The sequence below is a fragment of the Neobacillus cucumis genome (assembly GCF_002860255.1).
Classification (GTDB): Bacteria; Bacillota; Bacilli; order Bacillales; family Cytobacillaceae; genus Neobacillus; species Neobacillus cucumis_A.
This window is the reverse complement of record NZ_PGVE01000064.1, coordinates 139753-163864: the sequence shown is the minus strand read 5'-3', so window position 1 is coordinate 163864 and position 24112 is coordinate 139753. Positions and strand designations below refer to the sequence as shown.

The window sequence follows — 24112 nt, the reverse complement described above, 5'->3', positions numbered from 1 at the left end:
ACAGCCTTGTATATAAAATAATTATAACTATTCAATATTGCAATATACAGCCGAACAGTTTTCACAGCCAATTTCGTCCTTTAAATATTGTAAATTTAAAATGGAGATTTTCCCCTTTTTAACAGAAATAATTTTGTCTCGTTTTAATTCACTTAGAATTCGGTTCGTACTTTCACGGGAGGTCCCACAAAAATTAGCGAGCTCTTGATTGGTAAGAGGAAGGTCAATTAAAATTTCCTGATTTTTCTGGATGCCATAACTATTTGACATTCTAATTAGTGTTGAGAATAAGGCACCTCGTTTGCCATTTAATACAAGGTCACGAAATTTAGTTTGAGTTTTACGAAAGTGGTCACTCATCCATTTCATAAATTCAAACGCAAGTTTACTGTTCTGGAATATCTCACTTTCAATAATATCTTTTTTAATGGCAGCCACTTCGCCTTCTTCAAGAACTTTTGCACTTAACAAATATTTGGGATTGTCAGTAAATAAAGTTAATTCACCACAAATATCGTTTGCTCCGCAAATCCGTAACGAAAGTTCACGTCCATCCGAAGTAATTTTACTGATTTGAATTTTGCCGGAAAGAATAATATAAAGCTCTTCTGCTGCCATTCCTTCTTGAAAGAGAAAAGTTCCCCTCTCACTTCTAAACTTCCGATCAGCAAACGTTAGTAATTCTTTTATTTCAATTGAATGGGTGGGTTTTATAGTCAACGTCATTTTCTTCCCCTCGTAATATTTATATACAATATCCGCATTTTTATTTGTAATCTTATTCTAACTTAAGACAGGTTCATAAAACGGAGTAAACAATGACAATATAGTGAAAACCTAAAGGGATTTTTTTCTAAAACCGTTTGTATTTTAAAACAAAGGGAATGAAAGAAATAGCGACAGATCACTTCCAAGGCTATTTTCGCATAGATTGTTGCTTTTCATATAAGGTCATTACGAAGAGATACTTTCCAAAACAATCATTTATTCAAAGATAAACATCTGTTAAGATTAGAGTAGTTAATATGAATGTATATAGTGAATAAATTAACAGTCTTTACTTTGAAAACCTGTTACACTAACCATATAGCTTCCTTTTAATATAATGGAGTTGATATTTTTGGAGAGAACCATTATTAAAGATAAATTAAATAGACCCCTGCATGACTTAAGAATTTCCGTTATTGACCGCTGTAACTTTCGTTGTCAGTACTGCATGCCTGCGGAGAAATTTGGTCCTGATTTTGAATTTCTGCCTAGAAGTGCATTATTAACTTATGAGGAAATTGAACGCTTGGGGAAAATATTTGTTAGTTTAGGTGTTGAAAAAATACGTATAACAGGCGGTGAACCACTGCTTCGAAAGGACCTGCCTCTATTAGTGGAAAAGCTTTCAGCCATTGAAGGACTTAGTGATATCGGTCTAACAACTAATGGTGTTTTGCTTCCAAAATTTGCAAAAGAATTAAAAGATGCTGGTCTTAAACGGGTAAATGTCAGCCTTGATTCGTTAAACGATGAATTGTTCGGTCAAATTAATGGGCGAGGAGTAGGTACCACCCCTGTACTCGAGGGTATTGAGGCAGCCAAACAGGCTGGACTCGGAGTCAAAATCAATATGGTTGTTAAAAAGGGTTTAAACGATACAGAAATTATTCCAATGGCCGAATACTGTAAAGAACATGGTTTAGAGCTTCGCTATATTGAATATATGGACGTAGGTTCAACAAACGGCTGGAAAATGGATGATGTGATAACTAAAAAACAAATATATCATTTATTGAAAGAACGGTTTGAGCTAGAACCGGTAGGACCAGCTTATTTTGGTGAAGTAGCCAAACTTTACAAATATAAAGATAAGGCTGTCAATGTCGGGTTTATTACATCTGTTTCGGAGTCTTTCTGCTCAAGCTGTACTCGGTCCCGTCTGTCTGCAAATGGACAAATCTTTACCTGTTTGTTTAATGGAAACGGTCATGATATTCGTAATTTCATGAGAAATGGGGCGACAGATGAACAAATAACAGAACGGATTACGGCAATATGGAATGGCCGGGATGATAGATATTCAGATGAAAGAACCGCGGAAACGAATAATAATCGCAAAAAAATCGAAATGTCCTATATAGGCGGATAGCTCTCTTTTAAAAGAGAGCTATTTTTCTGTAAAAAAATACCCGCTATGAAAGCGGGGTGATCAAATTAGCTTAGATATCTTGGGAATAATATATTGTTTTCAAGATGCACATGCATAAAGGTCAAGCTTTCTAATGATTCAAGGCGGGCATAAACTAGTCTGTAAGTGCCACAGGCATCGATTGGAAGGGCATAATCAGATGTAACGGCACGAATTTGTCGCAAGAGTTCACCGGCATGGTCATGTTCTTTTTCAAGCTCGTCGATCATACGGATGGCTTCCTCAGGATTTGGGGCAGTACCATCAGCAAGCTGTTTAATTAGTGGGAACACGATTTCTTCTTCTTTAGCCATATGTTCAAGCAATTCCTTTTTGAACTCATAAAATAATTCGTTCATTTTCACAAGCTCAGGGTGATGTGCACCGTGCACGCGTGCAACCTTAGTTACATATGGGCTTAACATGGTTAATTCTTCCTCAGAAGTACGATGGTAATTAGTTATTACATGATCAATGATGGTATGGGAATCGGAATCTGTCCATACCTCTACATCTTTCTCTGTATTTTCATATTTTTCAAAAACAATCTTTAATTCTTCAAGGATATTCTCTAGGTTTAGACCGTTTTGAACGGCTGCTTGTGAGAGTGGGATGTTTCCGCCGCAGCAAAAATCTATGCGGTTTTTCTTAAAAATATCACTTGCTTTTGGAATTTCGTTTACAATATCTCTAACTAATGAATCAGATGTTATAGTGAAAGTCATGCTTAAATCCTCCTTGATAAAGTGAATGGTTTCTGACTTAAGCATAATGGAAATACGGAATTTTTTAGGTGACCTGTATCACACTTCAGCTATGTTTTTTTACTTTTTCTCTTAATTTGTGACATTTGATACGTTTGCAAGTCTTCTATAGACCTATAATGAATATTAGCTGATATAATCCATTATAATAAAGGCTCTTTTCGTAACACTTTGTTGTTGTTAGACCTTATAAAGGACCATTTACTATGTTTCAGGGCAATTTTCGCAAATGTTCTTACGAAAAGATGCCACGATGCATATAGTTATACGGGTCGATCGCTTTTACGAAAAACAACAATTTATGCGAAAATAGCCTAATTAACAAAATTACTCGTTTTAGGCAGGAGCTGATTTTTTTGCTAGAAAGAAGAAACCCCATTCCAATCGGAGAAGCGGTAAAACAAATAATGCAGCACCAATTAAATGGTGTTACAGAATACGTTTCTATAAATGAAAGCTATGGTCGTTATTTATCAGAAGATTTGATTGCTACCAGCAATGTACCTCACTTCGACAGGGCCCCATATGATGGCTTTGCGGTTCGATCAGTCGATACATTTGAAGCATCACAATCAAATCCAGTCGAATTTGAAGTCATCGATCATATTGGTGCTGGCATGGTTTCCGAAAAAATAGTCGGAGAAAAACAAGCAGTCCGTATCATGACTGGTGCAATGATGCCAAATGGAGCCGATGCCGTTGTCATGTTTGAAGTAACAAAGGATTACGAAAAAAATGGAATTCCATATATGTCAATTAAAAGAAAAATTGACAAAGGGACAAATGTTTCTTTTATTGGTGAAGATGCAAAACAAGGAGAAGTCCTCGTAGAAAAAGGAACATTAATAAACCCAGGTATACAAGCCATGCTTGCAACCTTTGGATATAAAGAAGTTCCTGTTGCCAAAAAACCGCTTATTGGGCTGTTTGCTACTGGCACGGAATTGCTAGAAGTAGAAGAAGAATTAGTACCCGGTAAAATACGTAATAGCAATTCTTATATGATTGCTGCTCAAATTGAACGTGCAGGAGGAATCGTTCATTATTATGGAAAGCTGCCAGATGAGTTTGACACTTGTTTTGAAGCAGTTTTTAATGCGTTAAATGAAGTAGATATTCTTATAACAACCGGGGGAGTTTCAGTTGGGGACTTTGATTACCTGCCAGCAATTTACGAAAAACTTGGAGCCGAGGTATTATTTAATAAAGTTGCCATGCGTCCTGGAAGTGTAACCACTGTGGCGGTTTACAATGGAAAAATCCTTTTTGGGCTATCAGGTAATCCTTCAGCCTGTTATGTAGGGTTTGAACTGTTTGCTCGCCCAATTATTAGGACTCAACTTTTTTCAAAAAAACCTCATTTACGAAAAGAAAAGACAATACTTGAGGTTGATTTTCCTAAAGCAAATCCGTTTACAAGGTTTGTCAGAAGTTCTACCTTTATTGATGAAGGTAGATTAAAATCTACACCAAGTGGTTTGGACAAGTCCAATATCATTATGAGCCTATCTGGTGCAAATTCATTAATGATTCTTCCGGGAGGAACAAGGGGCTTTATGGCAGGAACGGAAGTGGAAGTATTGCTGCTTGAAGATCAAGTTGGAAGTGTCTGGCCTTGGTAGCGCCATTTATATTTCAAGTGGTAGGATTTCAAAATAGCGGCAAGACGACAATAACTACTCAACTGATTGAAACGTTGACAAACCTAGGAATAAAAACTGTCACTATCAAACATCATGGACATGGTGGAAAGCCGGATGTCCTTGAGCAAAAGGACTCCACAAGGCATATTAGTTCAGGAGCGATTGCCTCAATTGTTGAAGGAAGTGGAAGAATGGTTCTTCAGGCAGACGAGCTGAAATTATGCCTGGAAGACCAAATAGAACTTCTGAAATTCTTTCAACCCGACGTTATTTTAATTGAAGGGTATAAACAGAAAAATTACCCTAAACTACTTTTATTAAAAGAAAAAGAGGACTTGCATTTATTAAAATCTTTAACCAATATTTGTGCTATTGTTTATTGGAATGAAGACCTAATTACTGAAAACTTGTATCCAGCCTTCTCTATTAACGATAAAACAATAATAAAGCGGGCAGCTGAATTTATTACTGGTTTTGTTCATAAAAATGATGAAAAAAGTTATTAAAATTGTCAATTATGTTACTTTTATCACAGCAATTCCTAAGGGGTTTCATTATAATATTTTTAGGGGTTATATTGTTTGTTAAAATAATTAAGAAGGTAAATTGCCTTCTTTTTTTCATATTTAATGTGATACTCTTCACTTTTTTTTTCGGTCTGCTCTTTTATAGTAGGGCTATAAGGAAAAAGGAGTGAGAAATATGAAGCTATTTATACCAAAACAACATGGAGCATGGGCAATGCTGATCATCCCTTTTTGGCTTGGTGTTATCAATGGTGGATTTGTATGGCAGGACATACCATTTTTTATTGGCTGGATTTTCTTATACTTAGCAACCTACCCTATGCTCCTTTTATTTAAGAGGAAAAGAATTCAATTTTATACTAAGTGGACTATTATTTATATCGTTCCGGCTTTAGTACTGATGTTGTTCCCGCTTCTTAAAAGGCCTTCTATCGTACTGTTTGGACTAATGATGCTTCCATTTTTTGTGATAAATGCATATTATACATCCAAAAATAAAGATCGGGACTTTTTGAATGATGTGAGTGCTATTTTTGCATTTTCTATTGCGGGGATTGCTAGCAGTTACTTAGGAGAAGGCTCTCAAAACATCGATACGATAGTTTTTACGTTTCTAACCTCTATTTTATTTTTTATGGGCTGTACGTTCTATGTGAAAACCATGATAAGAGAGAAGAAAAATAATATGTTCAAATGGATTTCATGGGCATATCATCTTCTTGTAGTGGCAGGGTGGGGGATTTGCGGATTTTGGATAGTGTCCATTGCTTATCTACCAAGCTTACTTCGTGCTTATTTCTTTTATGGTAAAAAATTATCTCCACTGCAGATTGGCGTATATGAAATCATTAATTCAGCTATTATTTTTATTATACTTGGGATTCAAATTATTATATTACATTAAAAAATCGGTCAGCTTGACCGATTTTTTTTGCTTAATTAATCTACCTTACAAATTTCAATCGGGCAATCTTCACAATCGATTTCCCTTTTTAAATAATCAATATCATGGATGGTAATGGACCCTTTATCGATAGAGAGAACATCTGACTTTCTTAATTCACTTAAGAGCCGATTGACTACCTCTCGTGAAGTACCGCAGAAATTCGCCAATTCTTGATTTGTAAATGGTAATTCCACCAAAATACCTCTATTTGTTTTTACTCCGTAACTGTTGCTGATGCGAATTAGGGTTGAATACAATGCCCCCTTTTTACCATGCAGCACTAAATCACGAAATTTGGTTTGGGTTTTTCGAAATTGCAGACTCATCCATTGGATGAATTCAAAGGATAGAGCCGTGTTTTGGGAAAGTTTTTCTTCTAAGACATCTTTCATAATGACAGCAACTTCGCCACTTTCTACAACCCGCGCACTTAATAAATACTTTGAAGAAGAAGAAAATAAATTTAATTCACCAACAAAATCTCCTTTGGAACACATTCGAATCGTTAGCTCTCTTCCATCGGGAATGATTTTGCTTATTTGAAGGATCCCGCTTTGAACAATAAACATTTCATCAGCTTGAGAACCTTCTCGAAACAGAAATGTACCTTTTTCAATTTTCTTTATATGGTGAACCGTCTCAAAGAGATGTGACAACGTAACAGGCATTTCTTTTACTGACTGCATACTATAACCACCTTTAAAGGTACAAAATTGATTTACAAAAAATGCAAGTCAAGGTTAAACAGATTCCCTAGATAATACTATAATTATATTGTTAACAAAGAATAATTATCAATAATTGTGGAATAAGTTCATATAATCGTCAAAAAATGGATGTGAGATTGTTGTATTTCTCGGGAAATAGTGTCGACTAATGACGAATTTGAAAGAAATTCCCTTAAATGCTCATGCAGGAAAAGGAGATAATAAAGAATGTAATGAAAAGGGGGGATAAGTATGGGACAAAATCACCAGTTTAAAGCAGGTAAAAAAGCACCTAACAATGGCTTTTATATTGAAATGGGTGACTCAGGAAGCGATGTAACAAACCCTAAAAAGATTAAACTTAAAGCAGGGGACCCATTTCCTGAGAATTCAAACGATGATCGTGTTTGGACCTATGTTCGTAAACCTTAATATTTTTAAAAAAAGTCATCTTTTAAGATGGCTTTTCTTCTGTCATATTTTACTTATTCATTAGATTTTTTTATAATATATTTAAATAGGTCAAAAATGGTCAAAAGGGAGTGTTGGAAGTGGACCTAAACCGTATGACAGAGCGATTACAAGAAGGGATCATGGACGCACAAAAATTAACGATAAAAGAAAATCATCAAGAAATTGATGAACTTCATCTGTTTCTGTCTCTGATTGAACAGGAAGACAGTTTAATTACGGCTATATTAGAAAAAACCGGTTTGCCAAAAGAAAAGGCAATGAAATTGATATTGGGAGAATTGGCGAAGAAGCCGCAGGTAACCGGGAGCGGTGTGGAACAAGGAAGATTGTATATTACGGCAAAATTGCAAAAATTACTCATAAGTGCTGAGGAGTTTGCAGCAAAGTTTTCGGATGAGTATATTTCTGTGGAACACGTGCTATTAGCTGCCGTTTATGCAAATGATTCAAATATGAATAAAATCGTTCGAGCGAATGGGCTGACACCTGAAATAATTTTAAATGCAATAAAAGAAATAAGGGGGAACCAAAGGGTGACTTCACAAAATCCAGAAGCAGGATATGATGCGCTAAAAAAATATGGCCGTGATCTAGTTGCCGATGCAAAAGCCGGTAAGATTGACCCTGTAATCGGAAGGGATACGGAGATTCGCAATGTAATCCGGATCTTATCACGGAAAACAAAAAATAATCCGGTTTTAATTGGTGAACCTGGGGTAGGGAAAACTGCAATTGTTGAGGGACTTGCTCAAAGAATTGTTAGAAAAGATGTTCCTGAAGGACTTAAAGATAAAACTATTTTTTCATTAGATATGAGTGCATTAATTGCCGGTGCAAAATTTCGAGGCGAATTTGAGGAGCGCCTTAAAGCGGTCTTAAATGAAATTAAGAAAAGCGAAGGTCGTATCTTGCTGTTTATCGACGAAATTCATACCATTGTTGGTGCAGGTAAGACTGAAGGTGCAATGGATGCCGGAAATATGTTAAAGCCAATGCTTGCTAGAGGGGAGCTGCATTGTATCGGTGCTACAACTCTTGACGAACACAGGAAATATATTGAAAAAGATCCTGCGCTTGAACGTCGTTTTCAACAAGTACTGGTCCAGGAACCGAATGTTGAGGATACAATTTCCATATTAAGGGGACTAAAGGAACGTTTTGAGGTCCATCATGGGGTGAAAATTCACGATCATGCCTTGGTGGCTGCTGCCACATTATCGGACCGCTATATAACAGACCGCTTTTTACCTGATAAGGCAATCGACCTTGTAGATGAAGCTTGTGCGATGATTCGTACTGAAATTGATTCCATGCCAACCGAGCTTGATGAAGTAACACGGCGAGTCATGCAGCTCGAAATAGAAGAAGCGGCACTTCGTAAAGAAAGTGATGAAGGTAGTAAAGTAAGACTTGAAGTACTATTTAAAGAACTCGCAGATTTAAAAGAGCAGGCAAATGTGATGAAGGCGAAATGGATGCAGGAGAAACAAAGTATTCAAAAGTTACAGGAGAAACGGGAGCAGCTTGAAAGACTACGTAGGGAGCTCCAGCAGTCTGAAGACCGCTATGATTTAAACCGGGCCGCTGAATTAAGACATGGACAGATTCCGCTAGTGGAAAAAGAACTAAAAGAGTTAGAGGAAAAGGCTGCAAAGGATGAGCGCTTGCTCCGGGAAGAAGTAACAGGGGATGAAATTTCGAGTATTGTCTCCAGATGGACAGGAATCCCGCTCTCTAAGCTAGTCGAAGGGGAAAGAGAAAAGCTGCTCAGATTAGAATCCATTCTTCATGAACGAGTAATAGGTCAAAATGAGGCTGTTAACCTGGTATCAGATGCTGTCCTTAGAGCAAGGGCTGGTATTAAGGATCCAAATCGCCCCATTGGTTCATTTTTATTTTTAGGACCGACTGGCGTAGGAAAAACAGAACTTGCTAAGGCCTTAGCTGAGTCCTTATTTGATAGTGAAGAGCATATAATAAGAATAGATATGTCGGAATACATGGAAAAGCACGCTGTTTCCCGTTTAATTGGTGCACCTCCGGGCTATGTCGGTTATGAAGAAGGGGGCCAGTTAACAGAGGCAGTTAGAAGACGGCCGTATTCTGTTATCTTAATGGATGAAATAGAAAAGGCTCATCCAGAAGTATTTAATATTCTTCTGCAGGCACTTGATGATGGCCGAATCACTGATTCCCAGGGGCGGGTAGTTGATTTTAAAAATACTGTCATTATCATGACTTCTAACATTGGCTCTCACTTCCTGCTAGAAAGAAGCGAAAATGAGGTTGAAATTTCAGATGAAACAAGAAACAAGGTAATGAGTCAGTTAAGGTCTCACTTCCGTCCAGAATTCTTAAATCGTATTGATGAGACGATCCTCTTTAAGCCGTTATCTTTAGCAGAGATAAAAAATATTGTTGTTAAGATGCTAAATGACCTGCAAAATCGATTGAAGCAGCAGCAAATTGATATTGTAATAAGTGAGGATGCAAAAGAATTTATTGCTTTTAACGGATTTGATCCTATATATGGGGCCAGACCATTAAAAAGGTATATTCAAAGAAATATTGAGACCAAGCTTGCCCGTGAAATTATTGCAGGCAGGGTACACGATCAATCAACAGTAGAAATTACAGTGGAGAATGGTGAAGTAGCTGTAAAGGTACGAGAGAAGTTGTAAAAACAGAAAAAAGGTCCTCCCTCATTTGGAAGACCTTTTTTATTAATGCTTTTGTACAGGTTCGTTTGGGATGATTGAAGTAACAATAAGAATTAAAACGGTTACTACAACAGCTGAAATAGAACCTTGTGCAAAATTATAACTTGCACCTTCTGTCATTGAACTCACAACATATGTAAGCATGTGTACTAAAAGAAAAGACCAGAAAAAAGTCCAAAAAATACGCACCGATTTTCACCTCTTACTTATTATACATTACTTTAAATACTACCATACAATGCTGAAAAAATATATATAAAAACAATTTTCTGATTTATGTTTACAAGTTCTAAAAATATGGGCAAACTCCCGTTCATCTCTTGTGAAACGGCATACAATACCTTGAGGAAATTTGTAAAAGGAGATTTAGCGATGGAGAATCGTAATTTTCAGATGGATACCCAATGGAATATCGTTCATTACCCCGAAAAGCCTACAGGATTTGGGATCTTAATTATTGGAGATGAAAGGCATTTTGTTGACGAAAGCAAATGCTTTTGGACTCAAAACGAAGGGAAACTGGCAATTATCGATGAATTAAAGGATGCCGGGTACACCATTTTTTCCTCAAATCTGTATGGGAGACACTGGGGTAGCGAAAAGGCTGTCGAGCTTGCTCAAAGGTTATATCAGCATGTAATCAGAAGTGAAATTCTTAATAATAAAATCCACGTGCTGGCAGAAGGAATGGGGGCATTAGTAGCAGTTAAGCTATTGGAAAAGATGAAGGGAAGCATCCGATCAGTAGTCCTGCTAAATCCAATTCTTTCTTTAAAACACCATTTAGAATTAGAGAAAGAACATAAATTCTTTTATAAAAAATTAATGAGGGAATTAACCGAAGCACACAAAATGGACCAATCGACATTGGAAAACGATATTTTTAACATGGATGAAATTGTGAATCTTGATTTTGATTGTCCTGTTACGATTATACAGGTTTTAGCAGGCGGCAAATCATATACTCAATCCAAACTTTATCAAAAGATAATAAAATCCCCTAAAATTAATCCAACCTTCATTCTTCCTGAAAAAAAACCGCAGCTAGGTAAAATGTTTATCAAGTGCTTTAACAATCATGAAGCAGTACTTTAAGGGCTAAGACTCCCCAAAAGAAATATTTCCTTTTGAAACCGCATAGGATTCAATAAGGTTATTTTGGGGAGGAAGATGTTATGGACAAGGCTATTATTTTTGGTATGTATGATTTTATAAGTTTTCATATAGGGAGTATGCTCTTAAACAAGGGATTAGAGGTTATTGGCATTCATATAGATCAAAGCAGCCATACCCCATTTTTAGAAGAGAAAAGACTAGAGGTAGGCAGGAATGCTAACTATAAAGAAATTGCTTTGTCAGCCTTGGATGATTACAGCGAAAAGGACACGGCTAATACCACGTTCATTCTTTCACTTTACGATTTATATGTGTTGAATAAGGAAGTCATATTACAACGGGATTCAGTTATAAAATCACTGCAGCAATATATAAAAAGAAATAAACAGGTGACACAGATTGTATGTATTCTGCCAATTCAGCTCCTTGAACCGAATAAGGAACAGACACTGGAGACAATTATGAATCAAGTAAATGATTTGGAGAAATGTAACACGTTTTTTTATTTACCGGCTGTTTATGGACCATGGCAGCCTTCCGTGTTTATGTTCCAACAAGCGCTTAATGCAAAATTTGACCAAGGTGAAATTAGGGCAGATAAAAGGGAATGGACTGGAGATATCTTATTTGTAGACGATGCTGTAGGTGAAATTGTTGAATTAATCGAACACGCAAATACGGAACACAATTTGAACTATCTAATTGAAAGCGGTCAAGAAAATTACTGGTTTCAGTGTGCAGCACAATTACAACTAGATGAAGGGGTAATAGATACTATACGGTCCGAACCATTAGAAGTAGATAAAACCTTAAACCGAATTACTATCAAAAACATAACACCTTTCACAGATTCTATAAAAAAGCAATTAAATAATATAGAGCGATTAATTAAATAAAGTAAAGGGTTTGAATAATAATTAATTCCTATTATATATACTGAAAAGTTGGGATGAAGGACTTTTCAATTAATACATCAAAGGTTAAAATAGAGAGAAAAAACACGTTTTTTTACTATTTGAGGTATATAATGGAAAGGGTGTCGTACAAAGGAGCTGCAATAAATGCTAAACCGTTTCTGTATCATTCTTTTATGCCTTCTCCTGCTGGCGGCATGTGGAGAACCAAAAACTACAGGAAAGTTACAAAAGGTTGGCTTATTAGTACCTGAAACTGTTAATGACCAGGTATGGGGAACCAAAGGGTTTAAAGGACTGTTGAAAATTCAATCAAAATTTAATGTTGAAGTATTCTATAAAGAAGGAATGAATTCTCAGGCAGTTGTGGAACAGGCAGTCAAAGAATTTGATCAAAAAGGTGTAAATCTTATATTTGGTCATGGTTCCGAGTACGCTGAATATTTTAATAACATTTCAAAAGATTATCCGAACATTCACTTTGTCAGTTTTAATGGTGACGCAAAACACAAGAACACGACAAGTCTTAACTTTAAATCCCATGCCATGGGTTTTTTCGGTGGAATGGTTGCAGCCCATATGTCTAATACTAAAAAGGTCGGTGTGTTGGCCGCATATGAATGGCAGCCTGAAATTGAAGGATTTTACCAAGGTGCAATGGCAGAAGATAAAGATATCAAAGTTAACATTGAATATGTAGGAAATTGGGATAACAAGCAAAAGGCTATTCAATTGGCCGGTGAAATGATGAATGACGGTGTAGATGTCATCTACCCAGCAGGGGATGGATTTAACGTACCAGTTATTGAGCAGGTTAAAGAGCGCGGGTTACATGTAATTGGCTATGTTTCCGAACAGTCCGATTTAGGTGAGTCAACAGTTTTAACAAGTACCATCCAACAGGTCGACAAATTGTATGTAAAGGTTGCGGAGCAATTTAACAATGGGAAGTTACATTCCGGTAATCTCTCATATGATTTTCAAGACAACGTTATTTCCCTCGGGAAATTCAGTCCATTGGTCTCAAAGGAATTTATTAACGAAATGAATAGGCAAATTAACCATTATAAGAAAACAGGAGAGCTGCCTAAATAATTTTATAAAAGGAGTACATATTGTGAACGATCAAGACAATACACTGCAATTTATGCAGATTGCGATGAAATACTTACCTGAAGCGAAAGAGCAATTAGACCAAGCAGGGGTCGAATTATCCATGGACCTGATTCAGCCCTTTATGAATCTATTTACAAAAGTGATGCAGGAAGCTTATGAACTAGGGAAAGCAGATGCTCTAAAAGAAAGTTTAAGTAAATAAGCTGCCATGTGTGGGCAGCTTATTTTTTTTTCCATAATTGTTGAATATGTGGGTAAACTTTATTAAATAGCGGCTTAAGTCCTCGGACCGAATCCACCAAGGAATCAATATTCATCATAAGTTCTTCATAATCAATGGTTGATTGGTTTTGTCTTGATTCTTCACCATGATGAGGTCTTTGCCCTTTGTTATTCCGACTAGGTCCAAACATTAAACTATTAAACCTGTCTTCTTTTATCTGTTCTTCCCATTCTTCCTGTTTATCAGAGCCTTTCCTCTCTTCAAATTCTGCCATCCTTTTCCTGCCTCCCCAAAAGAAATATCTCTTATTGTAGAATATGAATAAACACATAAAAGGTATGTACATTAGCGGATGATAAGTGAGAAGAAACAGTTGCTTAAATTAGGACTTATTTGATAAAATTAGTACCAAGTCATAATAATTGATATTAATCCTAAAAAATAGATAAGGTCTGACCAAACTTAAAGGAGATGGAATCATGAGAGCTGGTATTGTTGGAATGGGAAGATATTTACCTGAAAAAGTAATCACCAATCAAGATTTAGAAAAGGTGATGGATACTTCTGATGAGTGGATTAGAACAAGAACTGGGATTGAAGAAAGAAGAATAGCTGCGGATGATGAAAATACATCCGACATGGCATTTGCCGCTGCACAAAAGGCAATCCAAGATGCCGGGATAACAGCGGAGGATATAGACTTAATATTAGTAGCAACGGTTACGCCAGATTCTCCTTTTCCATCTGTGGCCTGCCGAATCCAAGAACGGCTGGGAGCAAATAAAGCTGCTGCTATGGATATTAGTGCAGCTTGTGCTGGATTTATGTACGGTATTGTTACAGCTAAACAATTTATTGAGTCACAGGTATACAAATACGTACTTGTTGTAGGCGTAGAAAAACTTTCTAAGATTACGGATTGGAATGATCGAAATACGGCTGTATTATTTGGTGATGGTGCCGGTGCGGCCATTATTGGACCTGTTTCCGAAAATCGCGGAATATTATCTTTTGAGTTAGGTGCGGACGGAACTGGCGCAAAACACCTATATCAAGACGAATATATTATCATGAATGGCCGTGAGGTTTTTAAATTTGCGGTTCGGCAAATGGGAGAAAGCTGTATAAATGTACTTGAAAAAGCTGGTTTAACAAAAGAAGATGTTGACTTCTTAATTCCGCATCAGGCTAATATCCGAATTATGGAGGCATCAAGACAGAGATTGGAATTACCAGTGGAAAAAATGTCTAAGACTGTTAACAAATATGGAAATACTTCAGCTGCATCGATTCCAATTTCAATGATAGAAGATGTAGAAGCAGGAAGAATTAAAGATGATGATCTAGTTGTAATGGTTGGCTTTGGAGGAGGCTTAACATGGGGCGCCATTGCAATCCGCTGGGGAAAATAAAATCGTATTAATAATTTTAATGGATAAAGATTAGAAAAGGAGATGTCTAAATGGCAAAGAGAAGGGTCGTTGTTACAGGTATTGGAGCAGTTACACCGCTTGGAAACGATGTTGAAACCACATGGAAAGGAATTCTTGAAGGAAAATCCGGCGTTGGTCCAATGACTAGAGTAAATGCTGACGAATATCCGGCAAAAGTTGCTGCTGAAGTAAAAGATTTTAATCCGGAAGCTTTTATGGATAAAAAAGATGCACGAAAAATGGACCGTTTTACTCAATTTGCTGTTGCATCTGCCTTAATGGCAGTGCAGGATGCTAATTTAACGATAAATGAAGAAAACTCTCACAGAGTGGGGGTATGGATTGGTTCTGGTATTGGCGGGATGGAAACATTCGAACAGCAATTTGAGATCTTCCAAAAAAGAGGCTATAAGCGAGTCAGTCCATTCTTTGTTCCTATGTTGATTCCAGATATGGCCACTGGTCAAGTGTCTATTACACTTGGTGCAAGAGGCTTTAATTCATGTACGGTAACGGCATGTGCGACAGGAACAAACTCCATTGGAGACGCCTTTAAAGTTATTCAGCGTGGCGATGCTGATGCTATGGTAACCGGTGGAGCAGAAGCCCCAATTACAAGGATGTCCGTTGCAGGTTTCTGTGCGAATACGGCACTGTCCACAAACCCAGACCCAAAAACGGCCAGCAGACCATTTGATAAAAACCGTGATGGATTTGTCATTGGTGAAGGTGCTGGAATTGTGGTATTAGAAGAGTTAGAGCATGCTTTGGCACGCGGTGCAAAAATATATGCAGAGATTGTTGGATATGGGGCAACAGGGGATGCTTATCATATTACTGCTCCTGCGCCAGGTGGAGAAGGTGGTGCCCGCGCAATGAAGATGGCCATTAATGATAGTGGTTTATCTCCAGAGGAAATTGATTATCTCAATGCTCATGGTACAAGTACTGAATATAATGATAAATTCGAAACGCTTGCAGTGAAAGAGGTATTCGGTGATCATGCCTACAAATTAGCCATGAGTTCCACAAAGTCCATGACAGGCCACCTTCTGGGTGCTGCAGGTGGAGTAGAAGCAATCTTTTCAGTATTGGCAATTAGGGATAGCATCTTACCTCCAACAATCAATTATGAAACACCAGACCCAGAATGTGATTTGGATTATGTAGTTAATTCGGCTCGCCCGAAGGAAATTAAGGCTGTAATGAGTAATTCCCTTGGTTTTGGCGGTCATAATGCTACCATTGTATTTAAAAAATACGAATAAAAAAAAGTCGGTCAGACATTATGTCTGGCCGATTTTTTTTATGTGTTAAAAGACATTGTTGATTTTTTACTATGTGATTAGAGTAAGTATCAACATAGCTTATTCCTCATTAATCTTAGAACTTCTTTAAACATTTTTCATAAACTGACCAAAAGAAGGACTTTGTAATGGGGTGAAAGAATGGGGATCATTAGGACTGATGCATGGCTTGAAAAGGATGTTGACAATCCCTTGAAAATTTGTGAAAGACTTCTTCCTTATTTTAAGGGTAAAACAAAGAGAGAAATATATCATGAACTAATAAATTTCGGTATGTACCAGCCTTCCCGATACGCAAGAAATAGTCAAATGAAGCTAATCCAACAACAGGCATGGGAAAAAGTAGAACAGATTTTTTCAAAATATAAAAATAGTTGGAATGGTCCGGATATCCCTATTTTTATTTTCCCAATCGCACAGGCTGGAGGTTTTTTTAGGAGAGAAGAAAAAGGAAAAGCAGGGGTAACGTTCCCTGATAAACTGTTTTTATTTTTATCGAATCTCGATGATTTAAAGGACATTGAAGCACTTTTTGTTCATGAATATCATCACGCCTGCAGGATGAATCAATTAAATAAGAAGATAGAAGATTACACTTTACTTGACTCTTTAATAATTGAAGGACTAGCAGAATATACTGTATTAAGAAATTGCGGACGGGAATATTTAGCCGCGTGGTGCAGGATGTATACGGAAAAAGAGTTATTAAAGTTTTGGAATAGATATATAAAAAATGATCTTGATAAAAGGAAAAATGAGAGAGGACACGATGAACTGCTATATGGCGGGGGCAGGATTCCTAAATTGTTAGGATATGCAGTAGGGTTTTATATTATTGAAAATTATTACAAAAACAATCATTATTCTACCAAATTATCATTTTCCACATCTGCATATAGTTATATAAATGATTTTAAAAATATTGAATTAAAGTAAAACCTTTTATAGGAAGAGCTTAACTTGATGACCAAATATTAAAAGGATTGGAGCAAAATATATATAAAGGAATAATTTAACTGATGTCTGCCCATACTGATTGACAAACAGTTTCTTGAAGTGAGGGGTTGTATAATGTTGTATCTTCATGATGTTTGGGTAAATTGGTTTGAAGGTGAGGAAAACGGATATAATGTTTGCCACTTTCATGAATGGCGGAAGGATGACGGAGTAGAGCTGTTAGATCAAGTCCCGCTGGTTAAAGTCGAGCCGCTTCTATTTGATTATATTGAGAATGATCTATCTGAGTTACCTCAACAGCTTCTTGATGATATTTATCAAAAAGCATATTTAAGGAAAAACCATGAGAGAATTCAACTTGATTATTGCTTTGTTGTAACAGATGGTACTGGAATATTAGCAGTGGATACGATCGGCTATAATATTCCAATCCGGAAAAGCAGACTAATACCAAGACAGGAACAGCTTGTTTACGAAATGATAAGTCAGCATGAAGCAAAACCATACAATTTCTACTCTCAGCCGAAAATAAAGGACTTTCATATCCTATCACCAGAACCAGACTTGATGAGAGGTTTGACAAGAAAAGAACGACAGTTAAAACAATTGCTATTTATGGCTCTCGATCAATTATTAACATCTAATAATGAAGCGGAGGTCCGCTATTGGTACACGGAATGGTGTCCGGAGCAATATTCAATCATTCAAGAAATGAATTTTGAAGAAGCCTGGGAACAACTGTTGGAACAAACAAAGTACGGCTGGTCAAAACGGCATGAAACTTTCTGTGAAAACTTAATAAAAGGACAGCCCTTCTTTGAAAAGCTTTGGGAGATGGAGCATGGTCCAAAAGTAAACTAAAAAAGCCTGACTGCAAAAGGATGTCCTGCATACCTTTTGCTCGTCAGGCTTTTAGCTGTAGTTGATGGCCTTTATTAAGGATGTTCCAGTTAATTTCTCTGACTTTTGTCTTTAAGAATCCCTATTGAGGATAATTCGAGCCGAAATCCTCGGACAATTGTCTTCAATAGACTCAGTGAAGACAGTTCGAGCGAAAATCCTCTAACAATTGTCTTCAATAGCCCTCTTTGAAGACAGTTCCAACAGTTTTCTCTGACAATTGTCTTTAATAGCCCTCATTGAGGACAGTTCCAACAGATTTTCTCTGACAATTGTCTTTAATAGCCTTCATTGAGGACAGTTCGAGCGAAAATCCTCTAACTATTGTCTTTAATAGCCCTCATTGAGGACAGTTCCAGCAGATGACCTCTAGCTTTTACTATCAATACCCCTTAGTTAGGACACTTACGGGTAAGTGTGGGGAAAGCGAAGCGCCTGAAGCATTGACTTTGAGAATAGTCAATCTCCAGAACCTGTTCAAGAACTCATTTGATTCTCTTATCTTCTTCTCTTTCTGCCAAGTCCCATCGCATTTTCAATCTTTTTCAGAGTTCTTAAGGCTACTTGGTTTGCTTTTTCAGCTCCACGGTCTAAAATGTCATCAAGTTCACTTGATTCTAACAAATTGAAGTATCTTTCTTGAATGGGTTTCAAGAAGTCAACGACAACTTCCGCAAGGTCCCCTTTGAAATCCCCATAGCCTTTTCCAGCATACATTTCTTCAAGTTCTCCTATAGATTTTCCACCAAGGATGGAATATATGGATAACAAGTTAGAAACACCAGGTTTATTTACAGTATCAAATTTAACGATACCATCCGAATCAGTTACAGCACTTTTAATTTTCTTAACAATTTGATTTGGCTCATCTAAAGGAGTGATAAACGCTTTTTTGTTTGGATCCGACTTACTCATCTTTTTAGTCGGTTCTTGCAGTGACATTATCCGAGCCCCAACTTTTGGTAAGCTGATTTCAGGGATTGTAAGGATATCATTATACTTCTTATTAAATCTCTCAGCTAAATCTCTTGTTAGTTCTAAATGCTGTTTTTGGTCTTCGCCAACAGGAACAAGATCTGTATTATATAGTAAGATATCAGCTGCCATTAGTGGAGGATAAGTTAACAGGCTTGCCGAAACAGCTTCCTTACCTGAAGATTTATCCTTAAATTGTGTCATCCGCTCTAATTCTCCGATATAAGAAATACATTGCATAATCCATCCAGCCTGTGCATGAGCAGGAACTTCAGATTGAATAAACAACGTTGCTTTCTCCGGATCAATTCCGACAGCAAGATATAATGCGGCTAAACTGCGGATATTTTTTCTAAGTGTTTGCGGATCCTGTGGGACTGTTATGGCATGCTGGTCCACAATGCAAAAGAAGCAGTTGTACTCGTGTTGTAATTCCACGAATTGTTTCATTGCTCCGATATAGTTCCCTAATGTGATAGTTCCACTAGGTTGAATTCCAGAAAAAATTGTCTTCATGAGTTTTTCCTCCTAAAAATATATAAAAAAAACCATTCATCCCAAAATTATAGGGACGAATGGTTCGCGGTACCACCCTAATTACTCAAAAGAGTCACTCAGTGTCAAAACATCTTTTATAAATGTTTTGACAGCCTTTTAACGCAAGGGAAACGTCTGCTCCTACTGTTTTATCAGATGATAAAAGGTTCAGGCAGAAGCTCAAAAGTCCATTCCGTATTTTTTCGCGTTTGTTTTCACCGGCCACAAACTCTCTGAATCGAAGGGAAATACGTACTACTCTTTATCAGTGCTTTTAAAAATTATATGCGTTTAGTCACATTATATCTGAAAGCAAACATTTATTTCAAGTTAGTTGAGCATAATAGACAACAAGGGCAGCTGCCATTAAAAGGCCATTAAAAATTCCGTGAAGAAGGAGGGGCTTTTCATCCAAAGTAATTAACTCAGATAAACCAGGTATGTCATCAAATCTCCTTTTATCCCTTCCACGGGAGAAGGCAAGATTAAAGGATTTAGAAATGACATCGTAAAATCCACTATGGATGGTATAGAGCAGTAAAGATAATAAAATTAACCCTGCTGTAATAAAAAAAGATATATCGATATAGTGAATCAGTGTAATATTATGGTGGAAAATTAATGAAATTATTACAATTATTGCCTGAGTAATAGAGAAAATTATTAGATTTTTCTTGAAGTTAAATCTCATTTATAACCTCCTGGGATGCTTGATGTATCAAGTGAAACTGATGAATAGTATACAAGAAATTACCGTATAAGTCTAAATTATATTATAGGCTAATGTAACGCTTACGTAATAATTGTTTCAATAATGAAAATTAATTTTCAAAAAGTAATGTACAATTTGTTGAAAATATGTATAATAGAGAATGTAGTAATTTTTCAGAATAATAGAAAAGGGAGGTCTACTAGTGAAGAAATCAAAACTTTCACTACTTTTAGTACTATCACTAGTACTTAGCATGTTCTTAGCGGCATGTTCTGGCGGTGATAAGAAAGACACAAGTAAGTCTGACGGCAAAGACACTGGTAATGCAGAACAATTAGCAGATAAACAAGAACTAAATGTTTTGGAATCTGCTGAAATTCCTTCTATGGACAGTGTAATGTCTCAAGACACATTAAGTTTTACAACACTTAATGCAACAAACGAAGGTCTATATCGTTTGGATCCTGATCAAAAAGTTATTCCTGGTGTTGCTGATGGCATGCCAACTTATAATGATGACAAAACAGTTATCACTATCAAATTGAAAAAAGATGTAAAATGGTCTAACGGTGACCCTGTTACTGCTAATGACTTTGTATTTGCATGGAGACGTGCAATCGATCCTAAAGTAGCTGCTCCATATGGCGCATACTTCATGGAAGGCAAGATCAAAAATGCATCTGAAATCGTTGCAGGAAAAGCTAAATTAGAAGATCTAGGTATTAAAGCATTAGACGATAATACTCTAGAAATTACTCTAGTAAGAGCTCTTCCATATATCGAATCATACTTAACATTCCCATTATTCTACCCACAAAATGAAAAGTATGTTACAGCACAAGGCGCAGATTATGCGAAGGATGCTGCTCACTTACTTTACAATGGTCCATTTAAAATGACTAAGTGGGATGGCCCTACAGGAACTGAATGGGTATTAGAAAAGAACGCTGATTACTGGGATGCGAAAACTGTTACTCTAGAAAAGATTAACTTTAACGTATCTAAAGATCCACAAGCTTCTGCAAATGCCTATACTGCTGGCGAAGCTGATATTACACCAAAATTAGCACAAGCTGCGATCCTTTCACAATTTGAAGGACAAAAAGATTTACTTCGTTACCAAGAGCCATCCATCTGGTGGTTAAAAATGAACGAAAAGAACCCAGCATTGAAAAATGTTAACATCCGTAAAGCTATTGCACTTTCTGTTGATAAAAAAGCTTTAGTTGATGATGTATTAGCAAACGGTTCAATCGCTGCTGACTTCTTAGTTCCAAAAGGTTTCTCATACTTAGATGGTAAAGATTTCCGTGATACTGCAGGAACTTACTTAAAAACTGACAAAGAAAAAGCAGCTGAACTTTGGAAAAAAGGACTTGCTGAAACTGGTCTAAAAGAAGTAAAGTTTACTTATGTTGGTCAAGATACTGAAACTTCAAAAGTTACTGATGCTTTTATTAAAGATCAATTAGAAAAGAACTTACCAGGACTAAAGATTACAATTGAGGCTGTACCATTCAAAATCCGTATCGCTCGTGAAGATGCTGAAGATTATGATCTATTAATGGGTGGTTGGGGACCAGACTATGCTGACCCAATGACTTACATGGATCTTTGGGTTACTGGCGGTGGACAAAACCACATGAGCTATAGCAACCCTGAATTTGATAAGTTAATCAAGGCAGCTAACGAAGATCTTGTTGCTAAGCCACAAGACCGTTGGAAAGCACTTCAAGATGCAGAGAAAATCTTGTTAGAGGACGATGCAGCAATTGCACCACTTTACCAACGTTCTGTTAACATCTTGATCAATCCAAAGGTTAAAGGCTTTGCTCACCATGCATTTGGACCTGACTATAGTTACCAGTGGATTAAAATCTCAAAATAGTAACTATAATTAAATAAAAAGAGAGTATATTTTAAAGAATATACTCTCTTTTTACCTGTACGAGAATTGTCGTAAAATGTCGAAAATTTAACTAATTAGGAGGTGTGGGCATGGTCAGATATATATTAAAACGTGTTGGCTATATGATCATTACACTTTTTGTTGTAACATCGCTTACTTTTTTCCTCATGAAGCTAATTCCTGGTAGTCCTTTTAATAACTTCGAAAAACTAACTGAAGTTCAGCGAAATATTCTGTTGGATAAATATGGCTTGAACGACCCCGTGCCTGTTCAATATTTTAATTATATGGTGAATTTGGTAAAAGGGGATTTAGGAGTTTCCTTCCAATTTGATAATACCCCAGTAACAGAACTTATTGCTAATCGTCTTGGACCTTCAGCTCAATTAGGTTTGCAGGCAATGATAGTTGGTTCAATTTTAGGTATTTTATTAGGTGTGGTTTCGGCTTTAAAGCAAAATACATGGGTAGACTATGGTGCTACATTTATCGCAGTAGTTGGAAAATCTATTCCTTCATTTATTTTTGCAGGATTAATGCAATATTATATTGCGGTTAAATTAGGCTGGCTTCCGGTAATGTTATGGAAAGGTCCGGAATATACCATTCTTCCTACTATTGCATTAGCAATGTTCCCTATTTCAATCGCAGCACGTTTTATGCGTACGGAAATGGTTGAGGTTTTAGGGTCTGATTATATTACCTTGGCAAAAGCTAAAGGTGCAAGCCGTTGGCAAATTAGCTTTAAGCATGCATTAAGAAATGCCCTTATTCCTGTAGTAACTGTCTTAGGGCCATTAGCAGTCAGCTTAATGACTGGTTCCCTAGTTATTGAGCAAATCTTTGGGATTCCAGGAATTGGTGAGCAGTTCGTTAAATCTATTAATATGAACGACTACCCAGTCATTATGGGAACAAATATTTTATTTGCTGTACTATTTATCGTTGTTATCTTGATTGTTGATATTCTTTATGGAATCATCGACCCACGTATTCGTGTATCGGGGGGGAAATCTAAATGAGCAACAAAGAATTAAATCTCACAAAAGATATGTTCGCTCCTGCCCATATAGATCCATCAAAAAGTGAAAAAATCGCTAAACCTAGTTTGAATTTCTGGCAGGATTCATGGTTAAGAGTCAGGAAAAATAAAGGTGCAGTAGTCAGCATGATCATTTTGGTTATTATGATTATTATGGCCTTTGTGGGACCGATGATTACACCATATGCCTACGATACGCAAAACACTAAACATAATAACTTGCCACCACGCATTCAAGGATTAGAAAATGTTCACTGGCTTCCGTTTGACGGTACTTTGAGTAGAAGAGATGGAACTAAATATAACGCCTACGAAGTCCGTAAGGTGGATGAATATTATTGGTTTGGTACGGATAATTTAGGTCGTGACCAATTTGCACGTGTTTGGAAAGGCACACAAGTATCGTTATTTATTGCCTTCATGGCAGCTTTAATCGATATGGCCATCGGGGTTGCCTATGGAGCCATTTCAGGTTATTTGGGTGGTCGGACAGATAGTATAATGCAGAGGATTATCGAGATTATAGTGGGCATACCAAACTTAATTGTGGTTGTTTTGATGATTCTCGTATTAAAACCGGGTATTATCCCAATTATAATTGCCTTAACCATTACGGGATGGACTAGTATGGCCCGTGTGGTTCGTGCACAAGTATTAAAATTTAAAGGTCAAGAATTTGTTCTGGCAGCTAAAACTTTAGGTGCTTCAGATTCGTCTATTATTTTTAAACATATGATTCCGAATATGTTTGGTGTCATTATTATAAATACGATGTTTTCCATCCCAAATGCTATTTTCTTTGAAGCATTTCTAAGCTTTATTGGGTTAGGATTACAAGAACCACATGCATCTTTAGGTACATTAGTAAATGCTGGATTTAAGTCAATGATTGCTTTTCCATATCAAATGATTATTCCTTCCATTATGATTGCGTTAATCATGGTATGCTTCAACCTTGTTGCAGACGGATTACGTGATGCATTGGATCCAAAAATGCGTGATTAGAAGGCAGGT

24 protein-coding genes and 1 other annotated feature are annotated in these 24112 nt (G+C 36.8%); of the genes, 17 read left to right on the top strand and 7 right to left on the bottom strand.

Annotated elements, in window-relative coordinates; all coding sequences use genetic code 11:
* Positions 1-27: 27 nt before the first annotated feature.
* Positions 28-726, bottom strand: coding sequence for a Crp/Fnr family transcriptional regulator (locus tag CVD27_RS17330; protein WP_101649146.1), 699 nt, complete (start codon positions 724-726; stop codon positions 28-30).
* Between the two features lie 394 nt (positions 727-1120).
* Between CVD27_RS17330 and moaA the strand changes: the two genes are divergently transcribed.
* Positions 1121-2137 (top strand): GTP 3',8-cyclase MoaA, encoded by a 1017-nt coding sequence (gene moaA / locus CVD27_RS17325; protein ID WP_101649145.1) that lies wholly within the window; start codon positions 1121-1123, stop codon positions 2135-2137.
* A 65-nt stretch (positions 2138-2202) separates the two neighbouring features.
* Here the strand turns inward: moaA and ric are convergent, their stop codons facing one another.
* The gene (gene ric / locus CVD27_RS17320; RefSeq protein ID WP_101649144.1) at positions 2203-2901 is read right to left on the bottom strand and encodes an iron-sulfur cluster repair di-iron protein; all 699 of its coding nucleotides are present in this window, start codon (positions 2899-2901) and stop codon (positions 2203-2205) included.
* A 395-nt stretch (positions 2902-3296) separates the two neighbouring features.
* On the opposite strand from ric, the gene CVD27_RS17315 reads away from it, so the two are divergent.
* From CVD27_RS17315 to CVD27_RS17305, 3 genes are all read left to right on the top strand, one after another.
* Positions 3297-4562: a molybdopterin molybdotransferase MoeA gene (locus tag CVD27_RS17315; RefSeq protein WP_101649143.1), complete on the top strand. Its 1266-nt coding sequence runs from the start codon at positions 3297-3299 to the stop codon at positions 4560-4562.
* Between the two features lie 17 nt (positions 4563-4579).
* Positions 4580-5089, top strand: coding sequence for a molybdopterin-guanine dinucleotide biosynthesis protein B (gene mobB, locus CVD27_RS17310; RefSeq protein WP_257984407.1), 510 nt, complete (start codon positions 4580-4582; stop codon positions 5087-5089).
* Between the two features lie 196 nt (positions 5090-5285).
* The gene (locus CVD27_RS17305; protein ID WP_101649141.1) at positions 5286-6014 is read left to right on the top strand and encodes a YwiC-like family protein; all 729 of its coding nucleotides are present in this window, start codon (positions 5286-5288) and stop codon (positions 6012-6014) included.
* Between the two features lie 35 nt (positions 6015-6049).
* Here the strand turns inward: CVD27_RS17305 and CVD27_RS17300 are convergent, their stop codons facing one another.
* Entirely contained in the window at positions 6050-6742 is a 693-nt protein-coding gene (locus tag CVD27_RS17300) for a Crp/Fnr family transcriptional regulator (RefSeq protein ID WP_101649140.1), read from the bottom strand.
* 273 nt (positions 6743-7015) lie between these two features.
* Between CVD27_RS17300 and CVD27_RS17295 the strand changes: the two genes are divergently transcribed.
* Both CVD27_RS17295 and clpB read left to right on the top strand, forming a co-directional pair.
* Positions 7016-7195: a YjzC family protein gene (locus CVD27_RS17295; RefSeq protein ID WP_101649139.1), complete on the top strand. Its 180-nt coding sequence runs from the start codon at positions 7016-7018 to the stop codon at positions 7193-7195.
* A gap of 119 nt (positions 7196-7314) precedes the next feature.
* The gene (clpB, locus tag CVD27_RS17290; RefSeq protein WP_101649138.1) at positions 7315-9918 is read left to right on the top strand and encodes an ATP-dependent chaperone ClpB; all 2604 of its coding nucleotides are present in this window, start codon (positions 7315-7317) and stop codon (positions 9916-9918) included.
* 42 nt (positions 9919-9960) lie between these two features.
* Here the strand turns inward: clpB and CVD27_RS17285 are convergent, their stop codons facing one another.
* A complete protein-coding gene (locus CVD27_RS17285; RefSeq protein WP_101649137.1) occupies positions 9961-10146 on the bottom strand; it encodes a YjzD family protein in 186 nt (61 codons plus the stop codon).
* 183 nt (positions 10147-10329) lie between these two features.
* Here CVD27_RS17285 and CVD27_RS17280 point away from each other — a divergent pair, with 183 nt between their 5' ends.
* The 4 genes from CVD27_RS17280 to CVD27_RS17265 all read left to right on the top strand — a co-directional run bounded on the left by CVD27_RS17280 (position 10330) and on the right by CVD27_RS17265 (position 13305).
* Complete coding sequence (locus tag CVD27_RS17280; RefSeq protein WP_101649136.1) at positions 10330-11052, top strand: hydrolase; 723 nt, start codon at positions 10330-10332, stop codon at positions 11050-11052.
* An 80-nt stretch (positions 11053-11132) separates the two neighbouring features.
* A complete protein-coding gene (locus tag CVD27_RS17275) occupies positions 11133-11969 on the top strand; it encodes a hypothetical protein (RefSeq protein ID WP_101649135.1) in 837 nt (278 codons plus the stop codon).
* A 165-nt stretch (positions 11970-12134) separates the two neighbouring features.
* Positions 12135-13082: a BMP family ABC transporter substrate-binding protein gene (locus CVD27_RS17270; protein ID WP_101649134.1), complete on the top strand. Its 948-nt coding sequence runs from the start codon at positions 12135-12137 to the stop codon at positions 13080-13082.
* A 22-nt stretch (positions 13083-13104) separates the two neighbouring features.
* A complete protein-coding gene (locus tag CVD27_RS17265; protein ID WP_257984406.1) occupies positions 13105-13305 on the top strand; it encodes a ComZ family protein in 201 nt (66 codons plus the stop codon).
* 19 nt (positions 13306-13324) lie between these two features.
* Here the strand turns inward: CVD27_RS17265 and CVD27_RS17260 are convergent, their stop codons facing one another.
* Positions 13325-13600: a hypothetical protein gene (locus tag CVD27_RS17260; protein ID WP_101649133.1), complete on the bottom strand. Its 276-nt coding sequence runs from the start codon at positions 13598-13600 to the stop codon at positions 13325-13327.
* 205 nt (positions 13601-13805) lie between these two features.
* Between CVD27_RS17260 and CVD27_RS17255 the strand changes: the two genes are divergently transcribed.
* From CVD27_RS17255 to CVD27_RS17240, 4 genes are all read left to right on the top strand, one after another.
* On the top strand, positions 13806-14738 hold the full coding sequence (locus CVD27_RS17255; RefSeq protein ID WP_101649132.1) for a beta-ketoacyl-ACP synthase III: 933 nt from the start codon (positions 13806-13808) through the stop codon (positions 14736-14738).
* Positions 14739-14788: 50 nt separating this feature from the next.
* Complete coding sequence (gene fabF, locus CVD27_RS17250; RefSeq protein ID WP_101649131.1) at positions 14789-16027, top strand: beta-ketoacyl-ACP synthase II; 1239 nt, start codon at positions 14789-14791, stop codon at positions 16025-16027.
* 180 nt (positions 16028-16207) lie between these two features.
* Positions 16208-17002: a DUF2268 domain-containing protein gene (locus tag CVD27_RS17245; RefSeq protein WP_101649130.1), complete on the top strand. Its 795-nt coding sequence runs from the start codon at positions 16208-16210 to the stop codon at positions 17000-17002.
* Positions 17003-17137: 135 nt separating this feature from the next.
* Positions 17138-17884 (top strand): YjbA family protein, encoded by a 747-nt coding sequence (locus CVD27_RS17240; protein ID WP_101649129.1) that lies wholly within the window; start codon positions 17138-17140, stop codon positions 17882-17884.
* Between the two features lie 537 nt (positions 17885-18421).
* On the opposite strand, the gene trpS is transcribed toward CVD27_RS17240, so the two are convergent.
* A complete protein-coding gene (trpS, locus tag CVD27_RS17235; protein WP_101649128.1) occupies positions 18422-19414 on the bottom strand; it encodes a tryptophan--tRNA ligase in 993 nt (330 codons plus the stop codon).
* Positions 19415-19462: 48 nt separating this feature from the next.
* Positions 19463-19713, bottom strand: a binding site (T-box leader).
* A gap of 47 nt (positions 19714-19760) precedes the next feature.
* Positions 19761-20126: a hypothetical protein gene (locus CVD27_RS17230; RefSeq protein WP_101649127.1), complete on the bottom strand. Its 366-nt coding sequence runs from the start codon at positions 20124-20126 to the stop codon at positions 19761-19763.
* A gap of 223 nt (positions 20127-20349) precedes the next feature.
* Here CVD27_RS17230 and CVD27_RS17225 point away from each other — a divergent pair, with 223 nt between their 5' ends.
* The 3 genes from CVD27_RS17225 (at position 20350) to opp3C (ending at position 24103) form a co-directional block, all read left to right on the top strand.
* Positions 20350-22035, top strand: coding sequence for a peptide ABC transporter substrate-binding protein (locus tag CVD27_RS17225; RefSeq protein ID WP_101649126.1), 1686 nt, complete (start codon positions 20350-20352; stop codon positions 22033-22035).
* A gap of 110 nt (positions 22036-22145) precedes the next feature.
* A complete protein-coding gene (gene opp3b / locus CVD27_RS17220; RefSeq protein WP_101649125.1) occupies positions 22146-23078 on the top strand; it encodes an oligopeptide ABC transporter permease in 933 nt (310 codons plus the stop codon).
* The gene (opp3C, locus tag CVD27_RS17215; protein ID WP_101649124.1) at positions 23075-24103 is read left to right on the top strand and encodes an oligopeptide ABC transporter permease; all 1029 of its coding nucleotides are present in this window, start codon (positions 23075-23077) and stop codon (positions 24101-24103) included. Before opp3b ends, opp3C begins: the two co-directional genes overlap by 4 nt.
* Positions 24104-24112 lie beyond the last annotated feature (9 nt).

What these genes read in the sequence shown, in the direction of transcription:
- CVD27_RS17330 (WP_101649146.1), bottom strand. Translation starts at nt 726, where the DNA reads ATGACGTTGACTATAAAACCCACCCATTCAATTGAAATAAAAGAATTA.
- ric (WP_101649144.1), bottom strand. Translation starts at nt 2,901, where the DNA reads ATGACTTTCACTATAACATCTGATTCATTAGTTAGAGATATTGTAAAC.
- CVD27_RS17305 (WP_101649141.1), top strand. Translation starts at nt 5,286, where the DNA reads ATGAAGCTATTTATACCAAAACAACATGGAGCATGGGCAATGCTGATC.
- CVD27_RS17300 (WP_101649140.1), bottom strand. Translation starts at nt 6,742, where the DNA reads ATGCAGTCAGTAAAAGAAATGCCTGTTACGTTGTCACATCTCTTTGAG.
- CVD27_RS17295 (WP_101649139.1), top strand. Translation starts at nt 7,016, where the DNA reads ATGGGACAAAATCACCAGTTTAAAGCAGGTAAAAAAGCACCTAACAAT.
- CVD27_RS17280 (WP_101649136.1), top strand. Translation starts at nt 10,330, where the DNA reads ATGGAGAATCGTAATTTTCAGATGGATACCCAATGGAATATCGTTCAT.
- CVD27_RS17275 (WP_101649135.1), top strand. Translation starts at nt 11,133, where the DNA reads ATGGACAAGGCTATTATTTTTGGTATGTATGATTTTATAAGTTTTCAT.
- CVD27_RS17270 (WP_101649134.1), top strand. Translation starts at nt 12,135, where the DNA reads ATGCTAAACCGTTTCTGTATCATTCTTTTATGCCTTCTCCTGCTGGCG.
- CVD27_RS17260 (WP_101649133.1), bottom strand. Translation starts at nt 13,600, where the DNA reads ATGGCAGAATTTGAAGAGAGGAAAGGCTCTGATAAACAGGAAGAATGG.
- CVD27_RS17255 (WP_101649132.1), top strand. Translation starts at nt 13,806, where the DNA reads ATGAGAGCTGGTATTGTTGGAATGGGAAGATATTTACCTGAAAAAGTA.
- fabF (WP_101649131.1), top strand. Translation starts at nt 14,789, where the DNA reads ATGGCAAAGAGAAGGGTCGTTGTTACAGGTATTGGAGCAGTTACACCG.
- CVD27_RS17245 (WP_101649130.1), top strand. Translation starts at nt 16,208, where the DNA reads ATGGGGATCATTAGGACTGATGCATGGCTTGAAAAGGATGTTGACAAT.
- CVD27_RS17240 (WP_101649129.1), top strand. Translation starts at nt 17,138, where the DNA reads ATGTTGTATCTTCATGATGTTTGGGTAAATTGGTTTGAAGGTGAGGAA.
- trpS (WP_101649128.1), bottom strand. Translation starts at nt 19,414, where the DNA reads ATGAAGACAATTTTTTCTGGAATTCAACCTAGTGGAACTATCACATTA.
- CVD27_RS17230 (WP_101649127.1), bottom strand. Translation starts at nt 20,126, where the DNA reads ATGAGATTTAACTTCAAGAAAAATCTAATAATTTTCTCTATTACTCAG.
- opp3b (WP_101649125.1), top strand. Translation starts at nt 22,146, where the DNA reads ATGGTCAGATATATATTAAAACGTGTTGGCTATATGATCATTACACTT.
- opp3C (WP_101649124.1), top strand. Translation starts at nt 23,075, where the DNA reads ATGAGCAACAAAGAATTAAATCTCACAAAAGATATGTTCGCTCCTGCC.